This window comes from Bacillus sp. 3G2, assembly GCF_044324725.1.
In the GTDB taxonomy this organism is placed as follows: Bacteria; Bacillota; Bacilli; order Bacillales; family Bacillaceae_G; genus Bacillus_A; species Bacillus_A mobilis.
Map to the genome: position 1 here is coordinate 2793860 of NZ_CP172246.1, position 21321 is coordinate 2815180.

Here is a 21321-nt window from a genome sequence, read left to right on the forward strand (position 1 = left end):
CTATTTTCCAATCATTGTATGACTAAATCCGCCCGGTCCTTCGGCAATTCCGTTTCTAAGTAATAATCCTCTGCTTTCCAATACCTATTCTCAAACTTTGAAAGGTTTTTCTGCGTTTCCTCACTCTCGCGCAGAAATCTTGTCTCTCTTGGACAATCCAAGTACACCATATAATGAAAGAAATCTCTCCATTCTTTTCGCTGTAGAAAAACACCTTCAATTACAATTACACCTACTATAGGAATCTGTACTTTTTTCATTTCACTTGAGTCTGTCTCATCATAATAGAACGGTAAAGTCAGTTTTGTTTCAGTTTGTAACTTTTGAAAAAACTTCTGCCGAATCCACTCAATATCCCATTGTAAATAATAATACTCATGCCATTCTTCATAACCAGTATGATACCGTTTATTACGCTCTACTATGTGATCGTCAATATGAAAAATATGAAACGGAATGCTTTCTTCTTTCATATTTTCCTTTAAGTTTGTTACAAACGTTGTTTTTCCTGATCGACTTAAGCCATCAATACCTAAAATAAATCGATTTTCTTTATGTTTCTTCATTATATTTATAAGCTCATTTGTATTCATTACTTCTTCCACTCTTCTTTTAATAACGAATATAAAATCGTATCATGAGCAACTTCATTTTGAATCATATGTTTTCGAAGTAATCCTTCTTCTTGAAACCCTGCTTTACTTAATAATTTTTGAGAAGCTTTATTTTCTACATATACAACAGCTGCAATTCTTATCAGTTGCAGCGTTTCAAATCCGTAAGTTAAAATTGCCTGTAACGCTTCCGTTGCATACCCTTGTCCCCAATATGTATCGTCTAATTCATAACCAATTTCAGCTCGCTTATGATGATTATTTATTAAATGAAATCCGCACGTTCCGATTAATTGGCCCGTGCCCTTTTTCTCAATTCCCCAGCGAAATACTGTTCCCTCTTCATAACGATTTTTAAACGTTTGAATTGTTGTTTTCGCTTGCTCAATATTTTCGAAAGAATCCATTCCGAAATAACGTATAACAGATTCTTTCGAAAAATAACGGAACATCGTTTCTGCATCTAACAGTGTTAGTTCTCTTAATAATAAACGTTCTGTTTCTAGTTTCGGAAACCCCATCTCTTTTTCTCCTTCTATTCTAATGAACTGCAAATTTCAATATAATTTCCATCTGGATCGGCAATGTATGCAATTGTTTGTCCCCATGGTTTCACAATTGGTTCAACTAAAATCTTAATTCCTTGCTCTCTAAATTGTTCGATTGTTTCTTGTACATGATCAACAACGAATCCCAATTCAAAATGAGAAGATTGTAACTCACCTTCTGTAAGTGGTAGTCCTGTTAATTCTTTCACATCTTGCCTCGTGTTCATCGCTAAAATTGTAGAACCAGTATTAAACTCAATATATGTACCATGCTCTGCTTTTATAGGTAACTGTAATACATCTTTATAGAATCTTAGACATTCCTCAAACTTTTCTACGTATAAAATGATATACTTCATTTTTATATTCATTTTACATCCCCCTTTATATCTATCCCTAAAATTTCGACAAAAGTCTCATAAAAACCTTGTTTCCTATAGTAATGAGCACAAAAAAATGAGGCCGATTTCTCGGCCCCCCAGCTTATTGGCATAAAACAGGAGATTTGGTTTGGACATAACCAGTTCGTACCCTTATTATATTTTATTTTTTCTGAATTTTGAATACTTTAAATGCCCATTTATATTGAGAAAGTTTTTTGCTTGCATAAAATTAATAAGTTTAAGAAATGCTACAAATGGAGGTGTATACATATGGAACCAATGCTATGTCCAAGCTGTAAAACGAACCGTACTCGCTTTAATATTCTTGAGCAACAAGTAAAACCAGTCAAGTTAAATCCACAAACTGGTCAAGTAGAAGAAGAATACACAAATGAAACGATGAATGCTTTTCATATGGCCTATCAAGGACCTACTTATCGCGTCCAATGCGCTGTATGCGGACTTGTTGAAAACCCGGAGCAATTTATTAAACCTGCGCAAAATCAATCTTTTTCTTAAACATTTTTATTCCCCCCTATGGAATTTTTATAGGGGGGTTTTCCATTTAATATGTTAATCAAAAATGTTTTTCTTCCTTATTATAAGTTACACCCCACGCCTTTTTAGTCATCTTTTATTTTTTGATCTTCGATATGAATCGTTTTTACTTCATTTATTATTTCCGGGTTGGTTCTTCATAATAGTTAATTTTGCGCCTTTATATAAATTTTTATTATGTAAAAAAGAGTGAACAAAAATACAATAATATAGAGACAAAAGAAGTTGATCCCGATAATTCTCGCCCTACAAAATCAACTTCTTTTTAACTTTGCTTTTTATTATAATATTTCACTTTTTAATTTCTTAATTTTCCAAAAGAGTCTTATAAAGAAGTATATCCACATGCAACCTGTAAGACCTGTCATAACTTTCGCCCAAATTGGCACTCTTGATTCCATCGGGCTTAAAAATAGGTTATACATCGATGGTAATATACTTGCTGATATAATAAGAAGGAATAGCAATAACTCATTTAGTTTTTGTACCCTCGTCTCCTTTTCTGAGTATATATCAGGTAATTCATTTATCTCTTCTACTTCTTTACAAAAATAATTCCAGCTTGTAAAACTTGTTACGCGTTCCCAACCTGACATTTCGTATATTTCGAAGTACTCTTGTTGTTGTTCTTTCGAATCCCTATAAACCAATCTAAAATCAGCTTTATATATTACATCTTTTGGCTCAGTTTTCTTAAACGTATACATTAAATTGTATTTTTGTAATGCCCAACCTTGTTGATGCATATTTCGTAAAAAAGCTTCTTCTTTTTCTAAATTCCATGCCGTAAAAAATTTGAATACCCTTTTTGTCTCCATCTTCCATTCACTGCCCTAATATACTATTCCCATTTTTAACCGAACGCTGTAATCTGTTGTACTCTAGCTCCAACACTTCTCTCCCAAACGGAGTTAATTCATAGCACTTTTTTCTATCTGTAGAAGCCACTTCAACTATTAACTTCTCTTTTAGTAACTTTGTCGTATTCCCGTATAAAGTACCTGGACCGAGCTTTACTTCCCCATTTGTCATTTCTTCTACCATTTGCATTATTCCATATCCGTGCATTGGTTTCACTAGTGATAACAATATGTAATATGTCGCCTCTGTTAACGGAATATATTTTTTCGCTTTCGTATTCATTATAACCACCTCCGATACATCGCTTTGTGATATATCGACCTACGATACATCGTATACCGATATTGTATAATTACATTCCAAAATATGCAAGTATAATTTAATAATTGGATATTTATTTCTTCGAATTAAAAAATCATATCAATTTTCTGAATAATTTGTTAAAATATAGAAATATCCGTTTTTATTTTGAAAGGAATGATACATATGATAAATAAATTGAAAGAAAACATAGGATCAGTTTTTGTCGGTAAAGAAAATGTTATTGATTTATTACTCGTTTCATTGCTTGCTGATGGACATGTACTGCTTGAGGATGTGCCTGGTACGGGGAAAACGTTACTTGCGAAAACACTTTCTAAAAGTATAGGTGGTAAGTTTTCTCGCGTTCAATTTACACCGGATGTACTTCCGAGTGATGTAACAGGTATTGAATATTTCAATCCGAAAACGAGTGAATTCGAATTAAGACTTGGACCCGTCATGACCAATATTTTGCTTGCCGATGAAATTAACCGCGCTATGCCGAGAACACAGTCTAGTTTATTAGAATCGATGGAAGAACGACAAGTAACGCTTGAAAAGCAATCTACTCCTCTTCCGAAACCGTTCTTTGTTATTGCCACGCAAAATCCAATTGAATCACAAGGAACTTTTCCTCTTCCAGATGCACAGCTTGATCGTTTTTTAATGACAATTTCAATTGGTTATCCATCTCCAGAGAATGAACTACAAATGATGCGACGTTTCCGTAGCGACGTACCACTAGAAAGCATCAAGTCTGTTATTTCTTTAGAAGACATTTTAGAGGCACAGAAACGAGTAAAAGAAATTTTCGTATCAGAGCCGTTAGAACATTACATTATTAAACTTGCTCATGCTACAAGAAATCATGATTACATCGCTAACGGTGTAAGTCCACGTGCCACACTTGCTTTAGTGCGCGCAGTACAGGCGTTAGCCTTTTTACGCGGCAGAGAATATTGTACGCCTGAAGATATACAATTTTTAGTTCCTTCTATTTGGAATCACCGTATCGTCTTATCAATGGAAGGTGCATTACGTACGACAAAAAATGAAATTATGCAAAGGATTTTAAAAGAAGTTGACGTACCAGTGGAGATTGAGCAAACATGAATGGACAGCGCGTTGTAACTGTACCGTTATTTTTCCAACTTCATATTATTCAATTAACTGTCCCAGGCGCTATACTATTTACATTTTTTATGCCGCAACGAATTATTATGTTTCTCTTTTTCTTCTATTATTTACTTGCGATTTTCATTTATAAATATGTCGCTTATATAGAGAAAAGGTTTCAAGTGATAAACGAGAAACAAATAACTCGGTTATTCCCTAATGAATCTGGACAGTTTTTTATTCATTTAAAAAATGGTGCAAATATACCACTCGTTAACGGTGTTTGTTATTTTCATTTAAGTCCGACATTACTACCACAAAAAGATCAAGGAATTGAACAAATATCAAAAACGTTATTTTCTTTTCCATTTTCACAACCTGCTCATTCGGGGCAAAAGTGGGATTTAACATTAACCGCAACGAAGCGTGGTGTGTTTCAAATTGAACAGTTCGAATGCGTTTTGAAAGATCCTTTTCATCTTTTAACTGTACATTTACCTATTTTCGATAAATTACGGACTGAAATTATTGTGTACCCTTCTCCTAAAGAAGTAGCAGGTTTGCAAGAACTTCAGCAACTTTTAACAGGATCTTATCGAACGAATTTTTCTTTTTACAATGATGAAACATCTATTATCGGTGTTAAACGATATGAGCGTGAATCTTTCCGTTCTATTCATTGGAAAGCATCTGCTAAAATGCAGGCATTACAGGCAAAGCAATATGAACCTGTAAAAAATTATAGTTGGACGATCTGTCTTTCTTTAGCTGCTGATCGCGGATTTGGTTGGAAGGATAATATAGAAGATCTTATATCATTTGCTACATACATTTGCCAATACGCAACGAAGCATCAAATACCATTTGAATTATTTATTAGTGTATTAGCTGAAGGTGGTCCTCTGCATTTACCATTAAACGCAGGGCAAACACATTACGGAATATCTTTAGAGGAATTAGCGCGTATTTCAGATGATAGTACGTTACTTCCGAAACAAGGATTCCTTCACTACGTAGAGAGAAAAAGGGAACGTTCGTCTACAATGATATATATTGGTTTACAAAGAAATGAACTCCCTCTTCTCTCTCAACCTACGTTTTTCATAAATAATGAAGGGATGGTGGAACAGCTTGAAAACTTGGCTCTATCACGTTCATGACTTTATTCTGCTGCTCCTCCTTTCATTATTAACGGAAAGAGATGAACTTGTTGCTGTTGCTATATTTATAGCAACAGGATATGTAGGAGTACTTCTTATCTATAAACTAATGAAGAAAAAAACAACAGGTTTTGTCATACTGTTAATTACTCAAATAATTGGTTGCTCAATCTTTCTCCCTTTCTCTCTATTTGGCACAATTATGTTACCGCTTTTCTTCTTTATCGTACATGTAGTCGGTCCTGGATATCCAGTTCAAAAGTCATTAGGTGGTATAGTATGTTTCGTCTTTTCAGCTATATTTTATGCACCTTTTCCACCATTATGGAAATTGTTACTATTAGTCTTACACATTATGATTGCATTTTGGTTAACAGGTTCCAATCGTAATCAACAGTTATTACGTTTTACTTCTATTATTACAATTGGAACATTTAGCGCTTTACTTATTCTAGTATTTCCTTATGTACGTCTTATTTTTTCTTATATTGTCCAAGTAGTTGCATTAGGATTCGGATATGCGATCAATCCGTTATTTTCAGCAGCTGAATCAAAAGAGACAGACGATTTTTGGTCGAATAAAGGAAATCTAAAAGACCCTCAAATTAAGGAGGAATTTGGTCAGCGTGATTTTGATCCAACTCTCATAAATAGCATTACAATTTTAGTATGTACAACTATTGCTATTTACGTCGTTTGGAAAATAATAAAAAGACGAAAACAAATTAGTTTACCAAATATGCCTGCCTTCGAATCTACTATTATCACTGATAAAGAAGGAATGAGCCAAAAACGTTTGAAACGAAACAAACCACCACATAACGAAATTCGAAAAGAGATTTTTAAGCTTGAAAGTAAGTTAACTCCCCCTTTAAATAGAAATCGAGGAGAAACTATTGAAGCATGGTTAGATAGAATAAATATTGAAGAAGATGTAAATATTGAGAGTCATATTATTATAGATGCTTATAATACAGTGCGTTATTCAAATGGTGAAAATATGATTCTACTTCAGGAATTTAAGGAAGAGGTTCATAAGCTTTATGTGTATCAGAAGAGTTTGAAGAAAAGAAAGAAATAACATAACAAAAAGACTCCTATTTTCATAGGAGTCTTCCTATACTTCTACGTTACTTTTTAAATTGAAGCGTTTTTCCCTGCTTCAATCTCTAATGACTCTTCATGCCACCAAAGTGTTTCTTCAGGATCTTCTTTAGCAATTTGGTGTGCTTCTTTTTTCGATTCTACTGTAGGATATGAACCTTTTAGCGCACGTCCTGATGTTGTAACGAATAGTACACTAAACACGACTAATCCAATAATACTTACACCTGTTAAATAGAATGCCGGTGCAAGCGGGTTACCGGTTGCATGAACTAAGTATGAACATACGAGCGGTGTTGTTCCACCGAATATCGATACAGAAATATTAAAGGAGATCGAAAGTGCTCGATAACGTACATCAGTGAAAAAGAGTGATGGTAATAATGAAGGTAATGTTCCCTCATACACACTTAGGAAGAAACCTAATACGAAAATACCTGCAAATATAGCTGCAATATGTCCGTTACCTATTAGTAAAAATGCTGGAATTGCGAATACAGTTAAACCGAGTAAACCAATTTGCACGACACGTTTATTACCAATTTTATCACTTAATTTACCGAAATAAAGTGCCAGTGGAATCATAAGTGCCATCGTAATAGAAATAATTAATAAGCCAGTTGTTTCTTTGACTTTAAGTACTTGAGTTAGATAAGAAGGAATATACGAAAGAATCATATAGTTCGTAATATTAAAGAAGGCGACAATTACTGTGCTTAATAAGAAGTCTTTTTTGTGATATTTTAATATATCCATAAATGAAAATTGTTCGTTGTCTTCAGATTCTTCTTGTGCTTTTTCCATCTCTTCAAAGATGGGAGATTCATCTAAATGACGGCGTAAATATAAACCGACCAAACCAATTGGTGCAGCTATTAAGAAAGGAATACGCCAGCCCCAGCTGAGCATTTGCTCATCTGTTAATAATAACGTTAAAATGGTAACAACTACCGATGCAGCAATGTAACCTGAGAGTGTTCCAATTTCAAGACCACTACCGAGTATACCACGCTTTTTATCTGGAGAAGATTCTGCGATATAAACCATTGCACCTGAATATTCACCGCCTGTAGAGAAGCCTTGAATCATTCGGGCAACTAAAAGTAGTATTGGTGCCCATACACCAATTTGTTCATAGGTTGGTAGTAATGCGATGAATAATGTAGAAAGTGCCATTAAAATAATAGTAGTACTTAGCACGATTTTTCGGCCGTACTTATCTCCTATTCTACCAAAGAATACACCTCCGATTGGTCGAACGAGAAAGGCTGCTGCAAATGTACCGAATGTAAGTACAAGTTGCAATCCACTATTATCAACACCTGAGAAGAATAATTGACTTAACATTACCGCTAAATACGCGTATAATCCGAAGTCAAACCACTCCATTGCATTCCCAATACCAGTAGCAATTACTGCTTTCCTGGCTTGTTTAGGATTGACAATATTAACGTCTTGAGGTTCAAAATTTAAATCATTATTTTGTTGCATATAATAAAACAGCTCCTTATTTAATTTAACTTCTTTAAGCACACCTTCTCTTATTGAATAAAATTAATTCGAAGCACTTAAGGAAAATCAACGTCTCCTTATCTGTTATTATTGTTTCACATAATTAATTATTTGTCCAATGAGATGCTCTCTAGGTTAAGTAATTTATTAAAAATTAAAAGCTGAAGAAGGCGCTATATGAGTACCTTTTTCAGCTTTTTAATTTAATTTGTAAATTTATTTTTTTCTCCCTTATTTTCTTCTTATTTGAATAGAAAACAAGGTACTTTTTCATTAAATTTTTTAAACACTTGTAGCTGCTAAACTTTGCATACAAGAAATAAACTCCTTAACAAATGCATCAATTTCTTCTTTTGTAATTATATATGGAGGAAGTAAACGAATGATGTTCCCTTGTGTAACGTCAACTAACATGCCTTTCTCCATTAGCTCTACCTGTAATTTCTTCACATTTTCATTCGTATCATTCAAACTAATTCCAAACATCATGCCAGCATGACGTACTTCCCCAATATAATAAGAATTTTCTTTCTGAATTTCTTGCAATTTATCATTCAAATAAAGTGACGTTTCATACGCTTCTTGCATTAAACTATCGTCAATCAATGTGTTTAATACCGTTAACCCTAAAGCCGTTCCCATTGATGAATGCGCAAATGTTGTGCCGTGATCTCCTGGTGCGAATACATCACATAACTTTTCACCTACAATAATTCCGCCAAGCGGTATCCCGCCTCCTGCACCTTTACCAATTTGAATAATATCTGGTGTAATATTGAAATTTTGATAAGCAAATAGTTTACCAGTTCTCCCCATACCACTTTGAACTTCATCAACGATAAGAATGACATTATATTTATCACATAATTTTTGAACACCATGTAAATATTCACCTGATAAAGGATAAATTCCCCCGCTTCCTAAAACAGGCTCTAGCATAATCGCAATTGGATTTTCTTTAACAATTGTTTCTTCTAATTGCTCTATATTCTCGCGCTCTACTTCATATACTGGAATCGATGTTTTAGGGAAGTTTTGATATACACTTTCCTGTCTCGTAAAATGAAGTGCTCCTAACGTACGCCCGTGGAAACTATTCTTCAGCACAACAATTCCTTCACGTTCTTCACCCTTATTAGCTCTATATTTATCAATTAATTTTAATGTCGTTTCTGTCGCTTCTGTACCAGAGTTTGTAAAGAAGACTTTTCCGTTTTTTAAAGAGCAATCAACTAATTTCTTTGCATATTCAATTGCAACTGGGTTTAAAAAATGAAACGGTAGATGCAACGATTTCGTAACTTGTTCCATTGTCGTTTGCACGATTTTCGGGTGATTATATCCTAATACATTCACTCCGACACCAGAAAATAAGTCTACATACTCTTTACCATCCACATCATAAAGCTTACATCCTTCTCCTCTTTCTATCGCAACCTTCGTACGACAGTAAGTAGGCATCATATATTCTTTATCTAATTGAAACCAATCCGACATTTTAAATTCCTCCTAGTTATTTTCCCTGTTTATTTATGTTCATTTTCTATAAAGTCATGTATAAATTCATTTTTAAGATTGAAATTTTAATAGTAATTTTCTTCACGATATTCATTTTTCCATAATTTCTTCTATTCCAACAGGTCCACTACATACTCGTTTTTTTCATCTAGCGGTCTGTAGCCATTTTGAACTTTGCGTGTCATTCATAATCAACGCTATAAAATCATATTTAGTAACAATGGACAAAAAAATTTGGAGGCTATATCGATGGATGAAAACAACGATAAACAGGAGAAACCTTTACTAGGGAAAGACTTTAATGAAAGTGGAGAACGTAATGAACAAGCTACACTTCACTCTCAAACAGTTGGTTCACGTGGACCTGTTCTAAAGCAAGATAGTGTACTTCACGAGACGTTACAAGAATTTATTCACGAAAAAATTTTAGAAAGACCTGTTCATGCAAAAGGATTTGGTGCGTTCGGTTATTTTCAAACGATCTATCCCATGTCTGAACATACGACACTAAGCTTTCTACAAAATTCTAATGAGAAAGTTCCTGTTATGGTGCGATTTTCATTAGCTGTTAGTACGAAAGGAACACCTGACACTTTAAGAAATGTACGCGGTTTTGCTACAAAATTTTATACAAAGGAAGGCATTTTCGATCTTTTATGTAACCACATCCCTGTCTTTTCTGTTCGTGATCCAATGCGTTTCCCAGAAACAATTCAAGCGTTATTACCTTCACCTAAAAATAACTTACTAGACCCGAATAGATTTTGGAGATTTGTCGCTAGAGCACCTGAATCCATTCATTTCGTTGTCCATTTATACTCTGATGCTGGTACGACCAAAAGTCTTCGACGTATCCCAGGACATAGTGTAAATACATATGTTTGGAGAAATGCAGAAGGTAACCGCAAGTATGTAAAGTATCATTGGTACCCATTTGAAGGTGTACAATTCATTACTAATGAGGAAGCGAATAAACTAGCTGCCGAAAACCCTGATTATAGCGGGAAAGATTTATATGATGCGATTGCAAATGGTAAGCCAGTGGAATACGGTTTATATGTCCAGCTCATGGATCCGAAAGATGAAGAACATCTTTCTTATGACCCTTTAGATGATACAAAAGTATGGAATGAAAAGTCGTATCCTCTTATACCAGTAGGCAAAATGGTATTAAATAAAAATCCTGAAAATTATATGGAGCAAGTAGAAAAAGTCGCCTTCTCCCCTTCTAATTTACTGGACGGTGCTGAATTATCAGATGATAAAATGTTGCAAGGTCGCGCTAACATTTATAGTGATTCTCAAAGAAGAAGAATTGGATCTGAATTCCGTAAATTACCGATTAACCAACAGCAAAATTGGACACCTGCTAATCAAATTACGAGCGGAGACGGAAGATACGTTGAAGGTAAACTTGAAAGAACTTCTATTACGAAACAGGATGACTTTACGCAGCCCGGTGAATTTTATGCGCAGTTACAACCGATTGAAAAAGAACATCTTGCTGAAAATTTAGCTGGTGATTTGAAATTTATCTCCGAAGATATTAGAAAGGTCATTTTAGGGTATTTTCATAAAGTGTCAGCTGATTTAGCGCAGAAAATTGAAATCGAAATTAAAAGGTGACATACATCAACTTTTATTTGAACAAAAGAGCCCTTCGCCTAATCTGTTTTGATTAGGCGAAGGGCTCTTTTCATTTTTTCACAACATTATATCGTTTGAGGACGACTCTGCCAAATTGATTAAATATGCGATCCATAAGGAATCCCATTAGTCCAAGGACAACAAGACCGACAAAAATCCAATCCGTTTTGAAATATAACCGAGCATTCCAAATCATATAGCCAATACCTTCATTAGCTGCAACCATTTCTGCACCAACAATCGCCATGAAAGATGATCCCATCGCAAGTTTTGCGCCGGTATAAATATACGGAAGTGCAGCGGGTATGATGACATGGAACATAATTTGCCATTCCGATGCTCCCATACTTCTCGCCGAACGAATTTTATCTTCCTCAACAGCTTGCACACCGGTAATCGTGTTAATCGTAACGATAAAGAAAGTTGCATACATAATGAGGAAGATTTTCGATTGCTCTCCAATACCAAACCAAAGCATAAATAATGTTATAAATGCAAGAGGTGGAATAAAGCGGATAAAATTGATGACCGGATCAAAAAGCGCTCTTAACCATGGTATCCGACCAATTAATAAACCTATTGGAATAGCTACAAGATTTCCTAAAGCCCACCCTGCTATTACTCTTAAAAAACTAACGCCTATATATATAAATAAGGAGCCATTTTGACTCAGTTCAATTGCCCCATACAAAACTGCTATCGGACTTGGTAAAAATTGCGGGTCAGAAAAAGTTGCTACTACGCTCCATATTGTAAGAATAAGGATCCAAGCGATAACTCCACTTTGTAATAGCTTCTTTTGTAAACCCTCTTTGAAATTCCTTTTTGCATAAATCGTCTCTTTGTTTACAATCTCATTTTTCAATGTACTCATTTTCGGACTTCCTTTCAATCAAAATGTGATTGAATCATTTGATAATAGTAATTAAATTCTTTATCTGTAAATGTTCTTGGATATGGCAGTGGAATATCATATATCTTTTCAATTTTAGAAGAGGGACCCTTAGACATTACCCCAATTCTTTGCCCAAGTAATAGCGCTTCTTGAATATCATGAGTGACAAAAATAATAGTTTTGTTCGTTTCTTTCCAAATTCGAATTAGCTCTATTTGCATCGTTCTTCGAGTCATTGCATCGAGTGCTCCAAACGGTTCATCCATTAATAAAAATTCCGAATCATTGGCTAAAACACGTGCTAATTGAACTCTTTGTTTCATTCCTCCAGAAAGTTCTCTCGGATATTTTCCTTCATGCCCATCTAGGCCAACTAGTTTTATATAGTGAGAGGATATTTCTTTCCTGGTGTGCTTTATCATTTTTTTCATTTTTAAACCAAATTCAACATTTTCTTTAATTGTCAGCCACGGGAAAAGAGCTGCGTCTGCTTGTTGAAAAACGACACCACGATTTCTATCCGGCTTCTTTATTTCTTCATGATTTACCATAAGTTCTCCTGATGTCTTTTCAACAAATCCAGCAACCATACTGAGTAACGTAGATTTTCCACATCCGCTTGGACCAAGTAATATAAAAAATTCACCATTCCCAATTGTTAAATTTACATTTTCTAAAACAAATTGTTCGTTATTAAATGATTTAGATAACCCAGAAATAGAAATAGCTACAGGAGATTTCAATACTTCTTTTTCACTTACTGTGCTCACCATACTTCACTCCTATTCTATTTATAAGTAACAGATTCAGGAAAAGCTTTCTTAAGTGCTTCAAGATTAATTTTATCTTTCAATACATATTTATCTTTTAGTTTCCCTTTCTCTTCTAACCATACTTTCATATCTTCTAAATGTTTCACGTCCTCCTTTGTAAATCCGAGAACATAGTTTTGCCTTTCAATATCTTTTAACGCATCTTTCTCTGGTAGTTTCAATTGTTCAAAAGCTAGCTTAGCAGTTTCTTTTTTATTGTTATCTACATATTTAATCCCTTCAGATAGAGCCTTAAGTGTATTTTCAACAGCTTTTGGATTCTTCTCCACAAATGATCTTTTTGCTAGTAGATAGCTGTCAATTGTGACACCCGCACTTTCTAAATCACCTAATTTTGTTACACCTTTTATATTTTTAAATTTATCTTTTAGTGCACCAGAACTCCAAACCGCATCAATATCACCATTTTTCATTCCTACAATAGCTTCGTCTGGTGTACTATATGGAACGAAAGTAATATCCTTCTCATTGATATGTTTTGCTGCCAAATATTTCGCCCATACATACTCGGTTACTGTCCCTTTAGGTACACCTAACTTTTTACCTTTTAAATCATTTTCTGTTTTAATGCCCTCTCTAACTAGAAGTTCATTATCTTTTGATGATTTTTCATTTCCACGGGTAAGTGTTGAAATTACGACCATATCCCCTTTTCCTAAAGAGTTTAAAAGTGCATAATCAGCAGCAAGACCTGTATCAGCCTGTTCAGTTAATACCGCATTAACTGTATCAATGCCATAAGCAAAATTTGATAGTTGAGCTTTAATACCATTTTTCTCAAAATAGCCTTGTTTCTCAGCAGCCCTAAATTGAAAAGATCCGCCCGCAGCTGTATCTATAGCCAATTTTACTGTGGTCGTTTCTTTCTCATTACTTTTTGTCGTTCCCGCACTTTCATTCGAGCATCCTGCTACAGCTAAACTAGTTAACATTGATATACTTAAAAATAAAGGCTTTAGTTTCACCATTTATCATTCCTCCATAACGATTTGTCCCACTAAAATATCACGTTAAATTATTACAAATAAAGAAATGGCAACATTTTCTCATATAACAAACCTATCCAGTTAATTTTTATAAGTGTGGGAAATTACTCTCCCCACACTTTTAACCCATAGCATTAATCTCGTTTTTTATTTGTTTCATCTAATGTCGCTACACAAAAATCTCCAGTGCCGTAAGATTGTGTCCCTTCGACTGTCACAACAGATTCCGTACCAGCTTCTGCTGCATTTGGCACTCTAAATGCAGCTATATCAAGAGGAATGATTTCTTTCTCCTCTGGTTTCTCTAATTGAGGCACCCACTCATACGGAACACGATACGCGCGGTAAACCATATTTGAGTTCCTTTTGTTTTTATAAGGTGAAATATACTCCCATACAAGCTCATGCTCACGAGTAACTTCAAAAATTCGACCATCAGCACCTTCTGTAATTAATGTATTTCCGTTTGGCAGCCTTTGGGCGGAGCTAATATACGGACTGTAAAATCGGTACGAATCTAAAGGAGCTTGATATCCCGCTTCGGTTGGCGTATATTGCCATTCAATTTCTAAAGTTACTGGGTTAATTTCTAAAATTCTCGAGTGATCACGAACAGCATTTTTGGAACCGTATGGAGATGCTGGGTTTGGAAGGCCATATCCTGCCCAACCACCATTATCAAATACGAGTAAATTTCCTTCTCCTGGCAATCCTTTCGGAATGATATGTGCATGATGTTGTCCAATGATCCATCCTAAATGCTTAACATCAGGACTTGAATAATCTGGACCAAGTTTCCAAACTATATTTCCAGTCTTTTTATCGATAATAGCAATGATATTTGATTCCCTAGCATCCCAAATAATATTATCTGGATGAAAACGTTCATCTCCTTGATCATAAAACTTATTCGGACCAATTGTAGACATAGAATTTATATGCATCCAATCTCCATCAGAATTCGCACCAAAGGACCTTACATTCGGATTACGGAACAATACATTTTTAGCACTTTCATCAAATCCAAGTTCCTCAAAATGATCGCTAACAGCCCATTCCCAAACAATATTTCCTTCCCAATCTACTTCAATAATTACATCATCTAATAACGGCTTATCGGAGATATTTGGATTATGTACATTTTTATGGGCTAAAATTAACGTATTTCCACTTTCTGTTTTTGGCTCTAATCCTGGTACATAGTAACCGACAGGATTTCCTTCACGTTGGTAATCATGATGAGCTCTAGCCATCCACTCAGGAGCATGACCTGGGTCTTCAATATGTTCCAGGCGGTTAAATTTCCAGACGATATTTCCCTCCCAGTCAACTTGAACTAAATCGACTTCATCCTGAAAACCATACTCAGGATCTCTTTGTGCTGTATGACCAAACACATAGCCTCCTGGTAACACCTTATTTGGAAACCCGCGTAGTCCTTTCCATAAGTGTACTTCCTTCCCATTCATATCAATTAATAGCGCGCCATGATCTGCAGCTTGATAAATTGTATAACCACTCCAAGCTTTCCCAGGATTATATACTGTTGCTCCTGTTGGATAAATTGTTGGATGTCCCATTCTTTCCACTCCTATTCATATTATTAACAAATTATATTTTTGAATTTTCAGACCTAATCAACTAGAGTAATAACATTCTTTGTTACTCCTCCGTATTCTCATTACTTTGTTTCATAATCGTATGAGAAAGATGTTCTAAATTATGGGCTAAGCGTTTAAAAACTTCGATCTGCAATTGTAATTCTTCTGGTGAAAATCCATCAAATAAAACGGACATAAAGCTCGTTCTCATATTATGATTTCGCTTTATAAATTTTAGGCCATCTTCAGTAATATCAAGTAAAATGATTCGTCTATCTTCCTGATACCGCTTCCGAACAGCCAATCCTTTTTCTTCTAATTTATCGCATAATGCTGTAATCGCTCCTGATGTCAAATCAAGTTCTTCTGCTAAATCAGTTAGACGTTGCTCACCATTTTGAATAATTTTGTTTAATATTAAGAAGCCCGGCAACATAATACCTTCAATCTTTATTTTGTCGCGCTCCTTCACAAATTTACGGACCATTTTACGAAACAACCAGTCTGTTTCTTCGATTAATGTTGGCATCGTTTTGTTCATATCTCCTCCGCTCCTTGCTCTATGAATAATACAAAAAGGCACGAACACATTTCAAAATTACGAAATGTATACGTGCCTTTGGTTATCCAATCAGCTATTCAAATTGTTTTAGCGTTAAAATAATGAGTGGTAAAATAAGTAATATCCACATATTAATCCACTAATACCTATCTGTCAAGTTGGTTTTAAAGTTTTTTTTCCTGTTAATATTTTTTAGATTATTTATATGTAACTCCATTCATAACAATACACTTAAAATATAAAACTCCCCCACTTTACATAACTACTAGAGCAAGGGAGTTCCTTCTAAAACTGCTTTATTAAATTCACCGGTGAGTCCAGTACCTTACTATTTTTCACATCATATAGTCCTATAGGCGTTACTCGTATAAAAGGTAAGTGCGTCGCAGAAAAGAATAAAATGGTAAATGCAGGATCGTCATATGCGTAGCCACGCTCTTGCAATAATTTCACCAACTGTTTCTCTTCCTGTATTAATTCACTCATTTTTAACTTAGACATAATCCCGAGCAATGGTAATGCGATTTCGTGTAATACTTCGTTCTTTTCAGCTATTACCATTCCCCCGCCAAACTCTTTTACTCTACGAAAAGCTGTAAGCATATCTTCTTTGTTCTTCCCAATAAGAATGATGTCACCGGTACCAGAATAAGAGCTAGCAAGCCCACCAAGTTCTTTCGCAAAACCTTTCACAACTGTATTCACTCGCCATGTACCGTCACGAGCAATCATCATAAGAAAACACTCATCATGATTTAGCGAAAGTTCATCACAGTTTAAATCAATTTCAGTCGTGTATGGTTTAGTTATAACGTTATTTAATAATTGTATACCCATTTTATGCGAAAAAATCATATCCTCTTTTTCTATGGACCAATCTAATAATAATGGAGTTACTTTGAATTTACTCCAGTCTATTTGTAATGATTCATTTTTATTTACTCCGTCACGCTTCACCCATTTCCCCTTTGCAATTACACTTATTGGAACCGGGTTTTCTTTACTTTCCAAAATATTAATATTAGCAATTCTACCTGTCGCAATTGAACCATGTAGATGCTCCATATTATAATAACGAGCGATATTATAGCTTGCCATATGATAAGCATCTATAACTGGCACTCCTTGTTTTATCGCGGTAGATATCATTACGTTTGTCATTCCATTTTCATAAAATGAAGGATGTGAGCCATCTGTAGTAAGAATGAATCTATCAAACTGTTTAACTCCTAGTTCCAACAATTCTTTCAGTAACACTTCTAAATCTGGGCGGATTGAAGAATTTCTTAAGGAAACCGTGTAACCTTGCATAAGACGAGTGAAAGCTTCTTGCCCTGTCATCGCTTCATGATCACAATCTGTACCTAACAACTTTAACTTTGCTAAGGTCGTTTCAGATGCCCCTGGAAAGTGCCCTTCTACTTTTTTATGTAATCGTTTCGTTTCCTGCACCCACTGTAACATTTCATCATCGCCATGTAATAACTTTGGCCACGCTGTTAGCTCGCCGCCTTGAAGAACTGCTTTATGCTTAAGCCACTCTATTATTTCTTCACTATTAAACAAAGATTCCCCGTCTTGCAATTCAGTCTGACCATCAAAACGGCACCACCAATACATACTTGCTGGAATCTTTTCAAACTCATCTAATAAACGAAATGCTTCTTCACGTTGTAATGTGAAAAATAAAGTTAAATTATCATTAATAAATGTCGTCGTTCCAAATTGCATCGCATAATTTGCCAAAGTTTCAGGATTATATAATTGATATGGATGTGCATGCGGTTCTATATAACTAGGAACTACATACCTTCCATCACAATCAATGATTTCACATTCATGTAATTGCTCTGGCAGTTTTTCTCCTACATATATAATGCGGTCATCATAGATCCAAATATTTGCTTGCATCCACTCGCGCATATAGGAATTTAAATATGTTGCGTTCTTACATAAAATGTGCGGACTTCTTTTGCCATCTATTACTTCAACATGTTCTCGTAATTGCTTGTTACTCCATCTAAACTGATTTTGTCCCAATGTATTTCACTCCAAATCAATTTACTTTTATTTATTAAAATTAAAACAATTAACAAACTAAAGTATTCTCCATTCATAACTCCCCTGTATAACCCCTATAAACTTCATTATATTAAATAATATTAAAAATGACAATTTTCAGAATTAAAAAGATACCTTTTTGATCCTCAATAAAAAAAAGGATGTCGTGTAACTGACATCCTTTTTACTACTAAACTATAAGGTTGAATTACACTTGATGTCATTCTATGAATGCTAATACTGGCCTTTACAGCAGAATGTCATTCACTTTCTTTTCATCTATTTATTAAATTCAACTTGCATCATTTTATCAAACTGTGTAAGAATATCAACCGGACCTAAAGAGTTAACATTGACAGCAAATGTATGCTTGCCTCCAATTACTCCACCAGCAAAAGTCATAAACCCAGGAATTGACCCTCCGTGCCCCCAAACTGAGACACCATTTTGAAGTTTAGTCTCATAGATTCCAAGACCATATCCATCACCAACCCCTTTTCCTTCTACAGGAACTGTAGTAAGCATTTCTTTTAGCTCTCGTTCCTTCAGTAACTTACCACCGAGTAAAGATGAAAAGAACTTATTTAAATCGTCCGCATTAGAAATCATATCTCCAGCTGCATTAGCTAAACTCGGATTATAATACGTCATATCTTTCAATTCACTTGTTTCATCAATTTTCATATATCCACTAGCATGATTCTTACCTGGAATAACAGGTGAATTCCCTGGTAAAAACGTATTTGATAGATCCAAAGGTTCAATAATGCGCTTTTCAATTTCTTCCGCATAACTATTACCAGTTATTTTTTCAATTAGCATTCCCAATATTACATATCCTGTGTTTGAATACAACCAGCCTTTACCCGGCGAAAAATCTGGAGGCAGAGAAAGTCCTATTTTCACTATTTCTTCTGCCGTATATGTTTTTTTCGAATTCATAATATCAGCTTCTTTTGATTTTAAATATTCAGCTATACCACTCGTATGATTCAAAAGTTGGCGTATCGTAATTTGATTACCATCATACCCATTTCCTTGAATAAGACCTGGTAGCCACTTCTCAATTGGATCGTCAAGTTGTACGCGATTTTCTCCTACTAATTGAAGAACAGTCGTGGCGGTAAAAGTTTTCGTCACACTACCAATCCGAAAGCGATAATCCGATTTCACCGGTTTCTTTGTACTTAAATCCGCCACGCCAGCAGTATAACTATTAATTTTCCCTTTATTAGACGTCTTAGCTAATACCCCTGGCGCTCCAATTTGGATTGTTTCCTGCATGACTCGTTTCCATCCATTCCGATTCTTTTGATCATGTGCTTCTGACGAATTAGAAATATTTTGAGTAGACTCTGCTTTCACAGTAAAACCTGGTGTGAATAAAGTAGTACCTGCTAATAAAACTGCCAAACTCGCTAACTTAATAGAATAACATTTTTTCATAAGGCTTTCTCTCCTCTATTCATATCGTATTGATTCAAGTTATACTTTCATCCTAAATGATAAAACTCTCTTTTTTCTTATCCATTCCTTACGAAATACTTACTTTCAAAATTAGACGATCAGATGGGAAAAAGTAATGTATGAAATAAAAAAAAGAACGTGTTTTCAATTTATCAAAACACGTTCTCTTACATACTTAAAACCCTATATCAACTTTTTAGTTCATTCACTTTTACCATCCTGCACTAGCGTTCATGCCATTTCCGATAATAGTAAGTAGTAATGGCCACAGCACTGGTGCTAACGTAAGAAATAGATTAAGCAGTATAAGTATTCTATATCTCCCAGGAATATTATAATTTTTACGATTAACAAATAATACAAAAACTAATAATATTATAGTCGTTACAAATAAAAGTAACACTAACAACCAATACCAAACCATTAAACTGAGACTCCATGGCTGTAATAGCTCGTGTACAATACCAAATGTGATTCCCAATACTGCAAAACTAAAGGTAGTAATTGTTGCTTTGATAAACAATTTACTTAATTTTTTATCGTATGTATACTTACAATATAAATCTATTAACGTGTATAAAGATAAAAAGGCCATTAATACACCTATCCAAGACAATAACCAGTCTCCGCCTCCTCTAACTAACATAAACAGAAACCAACACATCCCTGCTGCAGAAAAAACAAAGGAAAGGAGTATGTTTTTTAATACCGGTTTCATTCTATTTTCACACCCTTACAAAAATTTAAATATAAATTATATTTTTTATTTACATGATACCCGTAATTGATTCATCTCTTTTTCATTCTATATTGATGAAACGAAGATAAACTCATATAAATTTAACGCGCAATACTCTACTAAGGCAACCTTTTTCCATTGGTAGAGATATAAAGTGAAACTTTAATCAGTGGGGGTTTTCTCCATCCCCCACTGATTATTAGCCCTCACCAATCGGACTTTTATGGGCAGTTGATCCCCCACCTAAATTCTTTGCTTTCGCTGCATTTTGAGGTGGGGGTCTTACTGCCCATTAAAGCGGGATAAAAAAGTAAGTATACATTACCATGTAATTAAATATAAGTAAATGAAATTAATTTACAGTTAATTTCATTTACTTATATTAATGTCACGCTTTCCCGTCTCGCTCTATCCATCGTACAGTCTTCTCTACATCTAACTCCGTATACGTCTTTTCTCCATAACGGACAGACTCATATATCGGAATAATATCTCGCGTTCTACAAATTCTACTTAACCATTGTTGCATCGTTTCATATGACCTTCTCTGTTCGTGAAATGGTAAAGTTCTTTCCCATTTCGCAATTCCTCTCTTTACAGCTACAGCTTGCAAATCAAATGAAACTGACTCTCTTCCTTTTAAATTAAAATTCATATAATAATTTGAACCTGTATTCGTATTTTTGTTTATTTCATCATGATTCCAAGTTAGCTTATTTTCACATTTAAATCGAAATACGATATTGAAAATAGGGAATAAAGACTTGTTTGAAATTTTCATTTTGCACACATTCGCTTCACCTGTCAACTCCCCCCACTGAGATGAAACATTTCAGTGGGGGCTTGAGTTAGA

The 21321-nt window shown here is 34.7% G+C and carries 20 protein-coding genes and 2 pseudogenes; 5 read left to right on the plus strand and 17 right to left on the minus strand.

The genetic code is table 11. The annotated features are described in order from the left end of the window. Nucleotides 1-11: 11 nt before the first annotated feature. From ACHZK0_RS14340 to ACHZK0_RS14350, 3 genes are read right to left on the minus strand one after another with little or no spacing between them, the layout of a single operon-like run. Complete coding sequence (locus ACHZK0_RS14340) at nt 12-593, minus strand: kinase (protein ID WP_262743001.1); 582 nt, start codon at nt 591-593, stop codon at nt 12-14. Next, nucleotides 593-1135 (minus strand): GNAT family N-acetyltransferase, encoded by a 543-nt coding sequence (locus tag ACHZK0_RS14345; RefSeq protein ID WP_061676896.1) that lies wholly within the window; start codon nt 1133-1135, stop codon nt 593-595. The genes ACHZK0_RS14340 and ACHZK0_RS14345 overlap by 1 nt, the downstream gene beginning before the upstream one ends. Nucleotides 1136-1149: 14 nt before the next feature. Continuing rightward, nucleotides 1150-1533 carry a VOC family protein gene (locus tag ACHZK0_RS14350; RefSeq protein ID WP_061676897.1) on the minus strand — a complete coding sequence of 128 codons (384 nt, stop codon included), beginning with the start codon at nt 1531-1533 and terminating at the stop codon, nt 1150-1152. Nucleotides 1534-1815: 282 nt separating this feature from the next. Between ACHZK0_RS14350 and ACHZK0_RS14355 the strand changes: the two genes are divergently transcribed. After that, on the plus strand, nt 1816-2064 hold the full coding sequence (locus tag ACHZK0_RS14355) for a hypothetical protein (RefSeq protein WP_000433610.1): 249 nt from the start codon (nt 1816-1818) through the stop codon (nt 2062-2064). 320 nt (nt 2065-2384) lie between these two features. On the opposite strand, the gene ACHZK0_RS14360 is transcribed toward ACHZK0_RS14355, so the two are convergent. Both ACHZK0_RS14360 and ACHZK0_RS14365 read right to left on the minus strand, forming a co-directional pair. Then, nucleotides 2385-2921, minus strand: a complete 537-nt coding sequence (locus ACHZK0_RS14360; protein ID WP_262743002.1) for a DUF2812 domain-containing protein — start codon at nt 2919-2921, stop codon at nt 2385-2387. Nucleotides 2922-2928: 7 nt separating this feature from the next. After that, entirely contained in the window at nt 2929-3246 is a 318-nt protein-coding gene (locus ACHZK0_RS14365; RefSeq protein WP_395760528.1) for a PadR family transcriptional regulator, read from the minus strand. A 204-nt stretch (nt 3247-3450) separates the two neighbouring features. Here ACHZK0_RS14365 and ACHZK0_RS14370 point away from each other — a divergent pair, with 204 nt between their 5' ends. From ACHZK0_RS14370 to ACHZK0_RS14380, 3 genes are read left to right on the plus strand one after another with little or no spacing between them, the layout of a single operon-like run. Next, nucleotides 3451-4380: an AAA family ATPase gene (locus tag ACHZK0_RS14370; RefSeq protein WP_270343870.1), complete on the plus strand. Its 930-nt coding sequence runs from the start codon at nt 3451-3453 to the stop codon at nt 4378-4380. Next, complete coding sequence (locus ACHZK0_RS14375; protein ID WP_395760529.1) at nt 4377-5543, plus strand: DUF58 domain-containing protein; 1167 nt, start codon at nt 4377-4379, stop codon at nt 5541-5543. Before ACHZK0_RS14370 ends, ACHZK0_RS14375 begins: the two co-directional genes overlap by 4 nt. Then, nucleotides 5515-6624 carry a DUF4018 domain-containing protein gene (locus ACHZK0_RS14380; RefSeq protein ID WP_270607964.1) on the plus strand — a complete coding sequence of 370 codons (1110 nt, stop codon included), beginning with the start codon at nt 5515-5517 and terminating at the stop codon, nt 6622-6624. Before ACHZK0_RS14375 ends, ACHZK0_RS14380 begins: the two co-directional genes overlap by 29 nt. Before the next feature lie 56 nt (nt 6625-6680). On the opposite strand, the gene ACHZK0_RS14385 is transcribed toward ACHZK0_RS14380, so the two are convergent. Further along, the gene (locus ACHZK0_RS14385; protein WP_270343874.1) at nt 6681-8138 is read right to left on the minus strand and encodes an MFS transporter; all 1458 of its coding nucleotides are present in this window, start codon (nt 8136-8138) and stop codon (nt 6681-6683) included. Nucleotides 8139-8441: 303 nt separating this feature from the next. Next, complete coding sequence (locus ACHZK0_RS14390) at nt 8442-9656, minus strand: aspartate aminotransferase family protein (protein WP_262743007.1); 1215 nt, start codon at nt 9654-9656, stop codon at nt 8442-8444. 270 nt (nt 9657-9926) lie between these two features. Between ACHZK0_RS14390 and ACHZK0_RS14395 the strand changes: the two genes are divergently transcribed. Then, the gene (locus tag ACHZK0_RS14395; RefSeq protein ID WP_395760530.1) at nt 9927-11303 is read left to right on the plus strand and encodes a catalase; all 1377 of its coding nucleotides are present in this window, start codon (nt 9927-9929) and stop codon (nt 11301-11303) included. A gap of 70 nt (nt 11304-11373) precedes the next feature. Here ACHZK0_RS14395 and ACHZK0_RS14400 read toward each other — a convergent pair whose 3' ends face one another. From ACHZK0_RS14400 to ACHZK0_RS14445, 10 genes and pseudogenes are all read right to left on the minus strand, one after another. Beyond that, the gene (locus tag ACHZK0_RS14400; RefSeq protein WP_262743009.1) at nt 11374-12198 is read right to left on the minus strand and encodes an ABC transporter permease; all 825 of its coding nucleotides are present in this window, start codon (nt 12196-12198) and stop codon (nt 11374-11376) included. A 14-nt stretch (nt 12199-12212) separates the two neighbouring features. After that, complete coding sequence (locus tag ACHZK0_RS14405) at nt 12213-12992, minus strand: ABC transporter ATP-binding protein (protein ID WP_262743010.1); 780 nt, start codon at nt 12990-12992, stop codon at nt 12213-12215. A gap of 14 nt (nt 12993-13006) precedes the next feature. After that, nucleotides 13007-14020 carry an ABC transporter substrate-binding protein gene (locus ACHZK0_RS14410; protein WP_262743011.1) on the minus strand — a complete coding sequence of 338 codons (1014 nt, stop codon included), beginning with the start codon at nt 14018-14020 and terminating at the stop codon, nt 13007-13009. A gap of 152 nt (nt 14021-14172) precedes the next feature. After that, nucleotides 14173-15618 (minus strand): aryl-sulfate sulfotransferase, encoded by a 1446-nt coding sequence (locus ACHZK0_RS14415; RefSeq protein WP_262743012.1) that lies wholly within the window; start codon nt 15616-15618, stop codon nt 14173-14175. A gap of 82 nt (nt 15619-15700) precedes the next feature. Next, a complete protein-coding gene (locus ACHZK0_RS14420) occupies nt 15701-16180 on the minus strand; it encodes a MarR family winged helix-turn-helix transcriptional regulator (protein ID WP_395760531.1) in 480 nt (159 codons plus the stop codon). A 306-nt stretch (nt 16181-16486) separates the two neighbouring features. Further along, on the minus strand, nt 16487-18241 hold the full coding sequence (locus tag ACHZK0_RS14425) for an adenine deaminase C-terminal domain-containing protein (RefSeq protein ID WP_395760532.1): 1755 nt from the start codon (nt 18239-18241) through the stop codon (nt 16487-16489). 300 nt (nt 18242-18541) lie between these two features. Further along, nucleotides 18542-19708, minus strand: a complete 1167-nt coding sequence (locus ACHZK0_RS14430) for a serine hydrolase domain-containing protein (protein WP_395760533.1) — start codon at nt 19706-19708, stop codon at nt 18542-18544. 232 nt (nt 19709-19940) lie between these two features. Then, entirely contained in the window at nt 19941-20447 is a 507-nt protein-coding gene (locus tag ACHZK0_RS14435; protein ID WP_270607193.1) for a DUF3902 family protein, read from the minus strand. Between the two features lie 409 nt (nt 20448-20856). Continuing rightward, nucleotides 20857-21048: pseudogene (locus ACHZK0_RS14440) on the minus strand (signal peptidase II); the annotation flags it as partial. After that, nucleotides 21040-21270: pseudogene (locus tag ACHZK0_RS14445) on the minus strand (hypothetical protein); the annotation flags it as partial. The pseudogenes ACHZK0_RS14445 and ACHZK0_RS14440, both read right to left, overlap by 9 nt. Between the last annotated feature and the right edge of the window lie 51 nt (nt 21271-21321).

What these genes read in the sequence shown, in the direction of transcription:
- ACHZK0_RS14340 (WP_262743001.1), bottom strand. Translation starts at nt 593, where the DNA reads ATGAATACAAATGAGCTTATAAATATAATGAAGAAACATAAAGAAAAT.
- ACHZK0_RS14345 (WP_061676896.1), bottom strand. Translation starts at nt 1,135, where the DNA reads ATGGGGTTTCCGAAACTAGAAACAGAACGTTTATTATTAAGAGAACTA.
- ACHZK0_RS14350 (WP_061676897.1), bottom strand. Translation starts at nt 1,533, where the DNA reads ATGAATATAAAAATGAAGTATATCATTTTATACGTAGAAAAGTTTGAG.
- ACHZK0_RS14355 (WP_000433610.1), top strand. Translation starts at nt 1,816, where the DNA reads ATGGAACCAATGCTATGTCCAAGCTGTAAAACGAACCGTACTCGCTTT.
- ACHZK0_RS14360 (WP_262743002.1), bottom strand. Translation starts at nt 2,921, where the DNA reads ATGGAGACAAAAAGGGTATTCAAATTTTTTACGGCATGGAATTTAGAA.
- ACHZK0_RS14365 (WP_395760528.1), bottom strand. Translation starts at nt 3,246, where the DNA reads ATGAATACGAAAGCGAAAAAATATATTCCGTTAACAGAGGCGACATAT.
- ACHZK0_RS14370 (WP_270343870.1), top strand. Translation starts at nt 3,451, where the DNA reads ATGATAAATAAATTGAAAGAAAACATAGGATCAGTTTTTGTCGGTAAA.
- ACHZK0_RS14375 (WP_395760529.1), top strand. Translation starts at nt 4,377, where the DNA reads ATGAATGGACAGCGCGTTGTAACTGTACCGTTATTTTTCCAACTTCAT.
- ACHZK0_RS14385 (WP_270343874.1), bottom strand. Translation starts at nt 8,138, where the DNA reads ATGCAACAAAATAATGATTTAAATTTTGAACCTCAAGACGTTAATATT.
- ACHZK0_RS14390 (WP_262743007.1), bottom strand. Translation starts at nt 9,656, where the DNA reads ATGTCGGATTGGTTTCAATTAGATAAAGAATATATGATGCCTACTTAC.
- ACHZK0_RS14395 (WP_395760530.1), top strand. Translation starts at nt 9,927, where the DNA reads ATGGATGAAAACAACGATAAACAGGAGAAACCTTTACTAGGGAAAGAC.
- ACHZK0_RS14400 (WP_262743009.1), bottom strand. Translation starts at nt 12,198, where the DNA reads ATGAGTACATTGAAAAATGAGATTGTAAACAAAGAGACGATTTATGCA.
- ACHZK0_RS14405 (WP_262743010.1), bottom strand. Translation starts at nt 12,992, where the DNA reads ATGGTGAGCACAGTAAGTGAAAAAGAAGTATTGAAATCTCCTGTAGCT.
- ACHZK0_RS14410 (WP_262743011.1), bottom strand. Translation starts at nt 14,020, where the DNA reads ATGGTGAAACTAAAGCCTTTATTTTTAAGTATATCAATGTTAACTAGT.
- ACHZK0_RS14415 (WP_262743012.1), bottom strand. Translation starts at nt 15,618, where the DNA reads ATGGGACATCCAACAATTTATCCAACAGGAGCAACAGTATATAATCCT.
- ACHZK0_RS14420 (WP_395760531.1), bottom strand. Translation starts at nt 16,180, where the DNA reads ATGAACAAAACGATGCCAACATTAATCGAAGAAACAGACTGGTTGTTT.
- ACHZK0_RS14430 (WP_395760533.1), bottom strand. Translation starts at nt 19,708, where the DNA reads ATGAAAAAATGTTATTCTATTAAGTTAGCGAGTTTGGCAGTTTTATTA.
- ACHZK0_RS14435 (WP_270607193.1), bottom strand. Translation starts at nt 20,447, where the DNA reads ATGAAACCGGTATTAAAAAACATACTCCTTTCCTTTGTTTTTTCTGCA.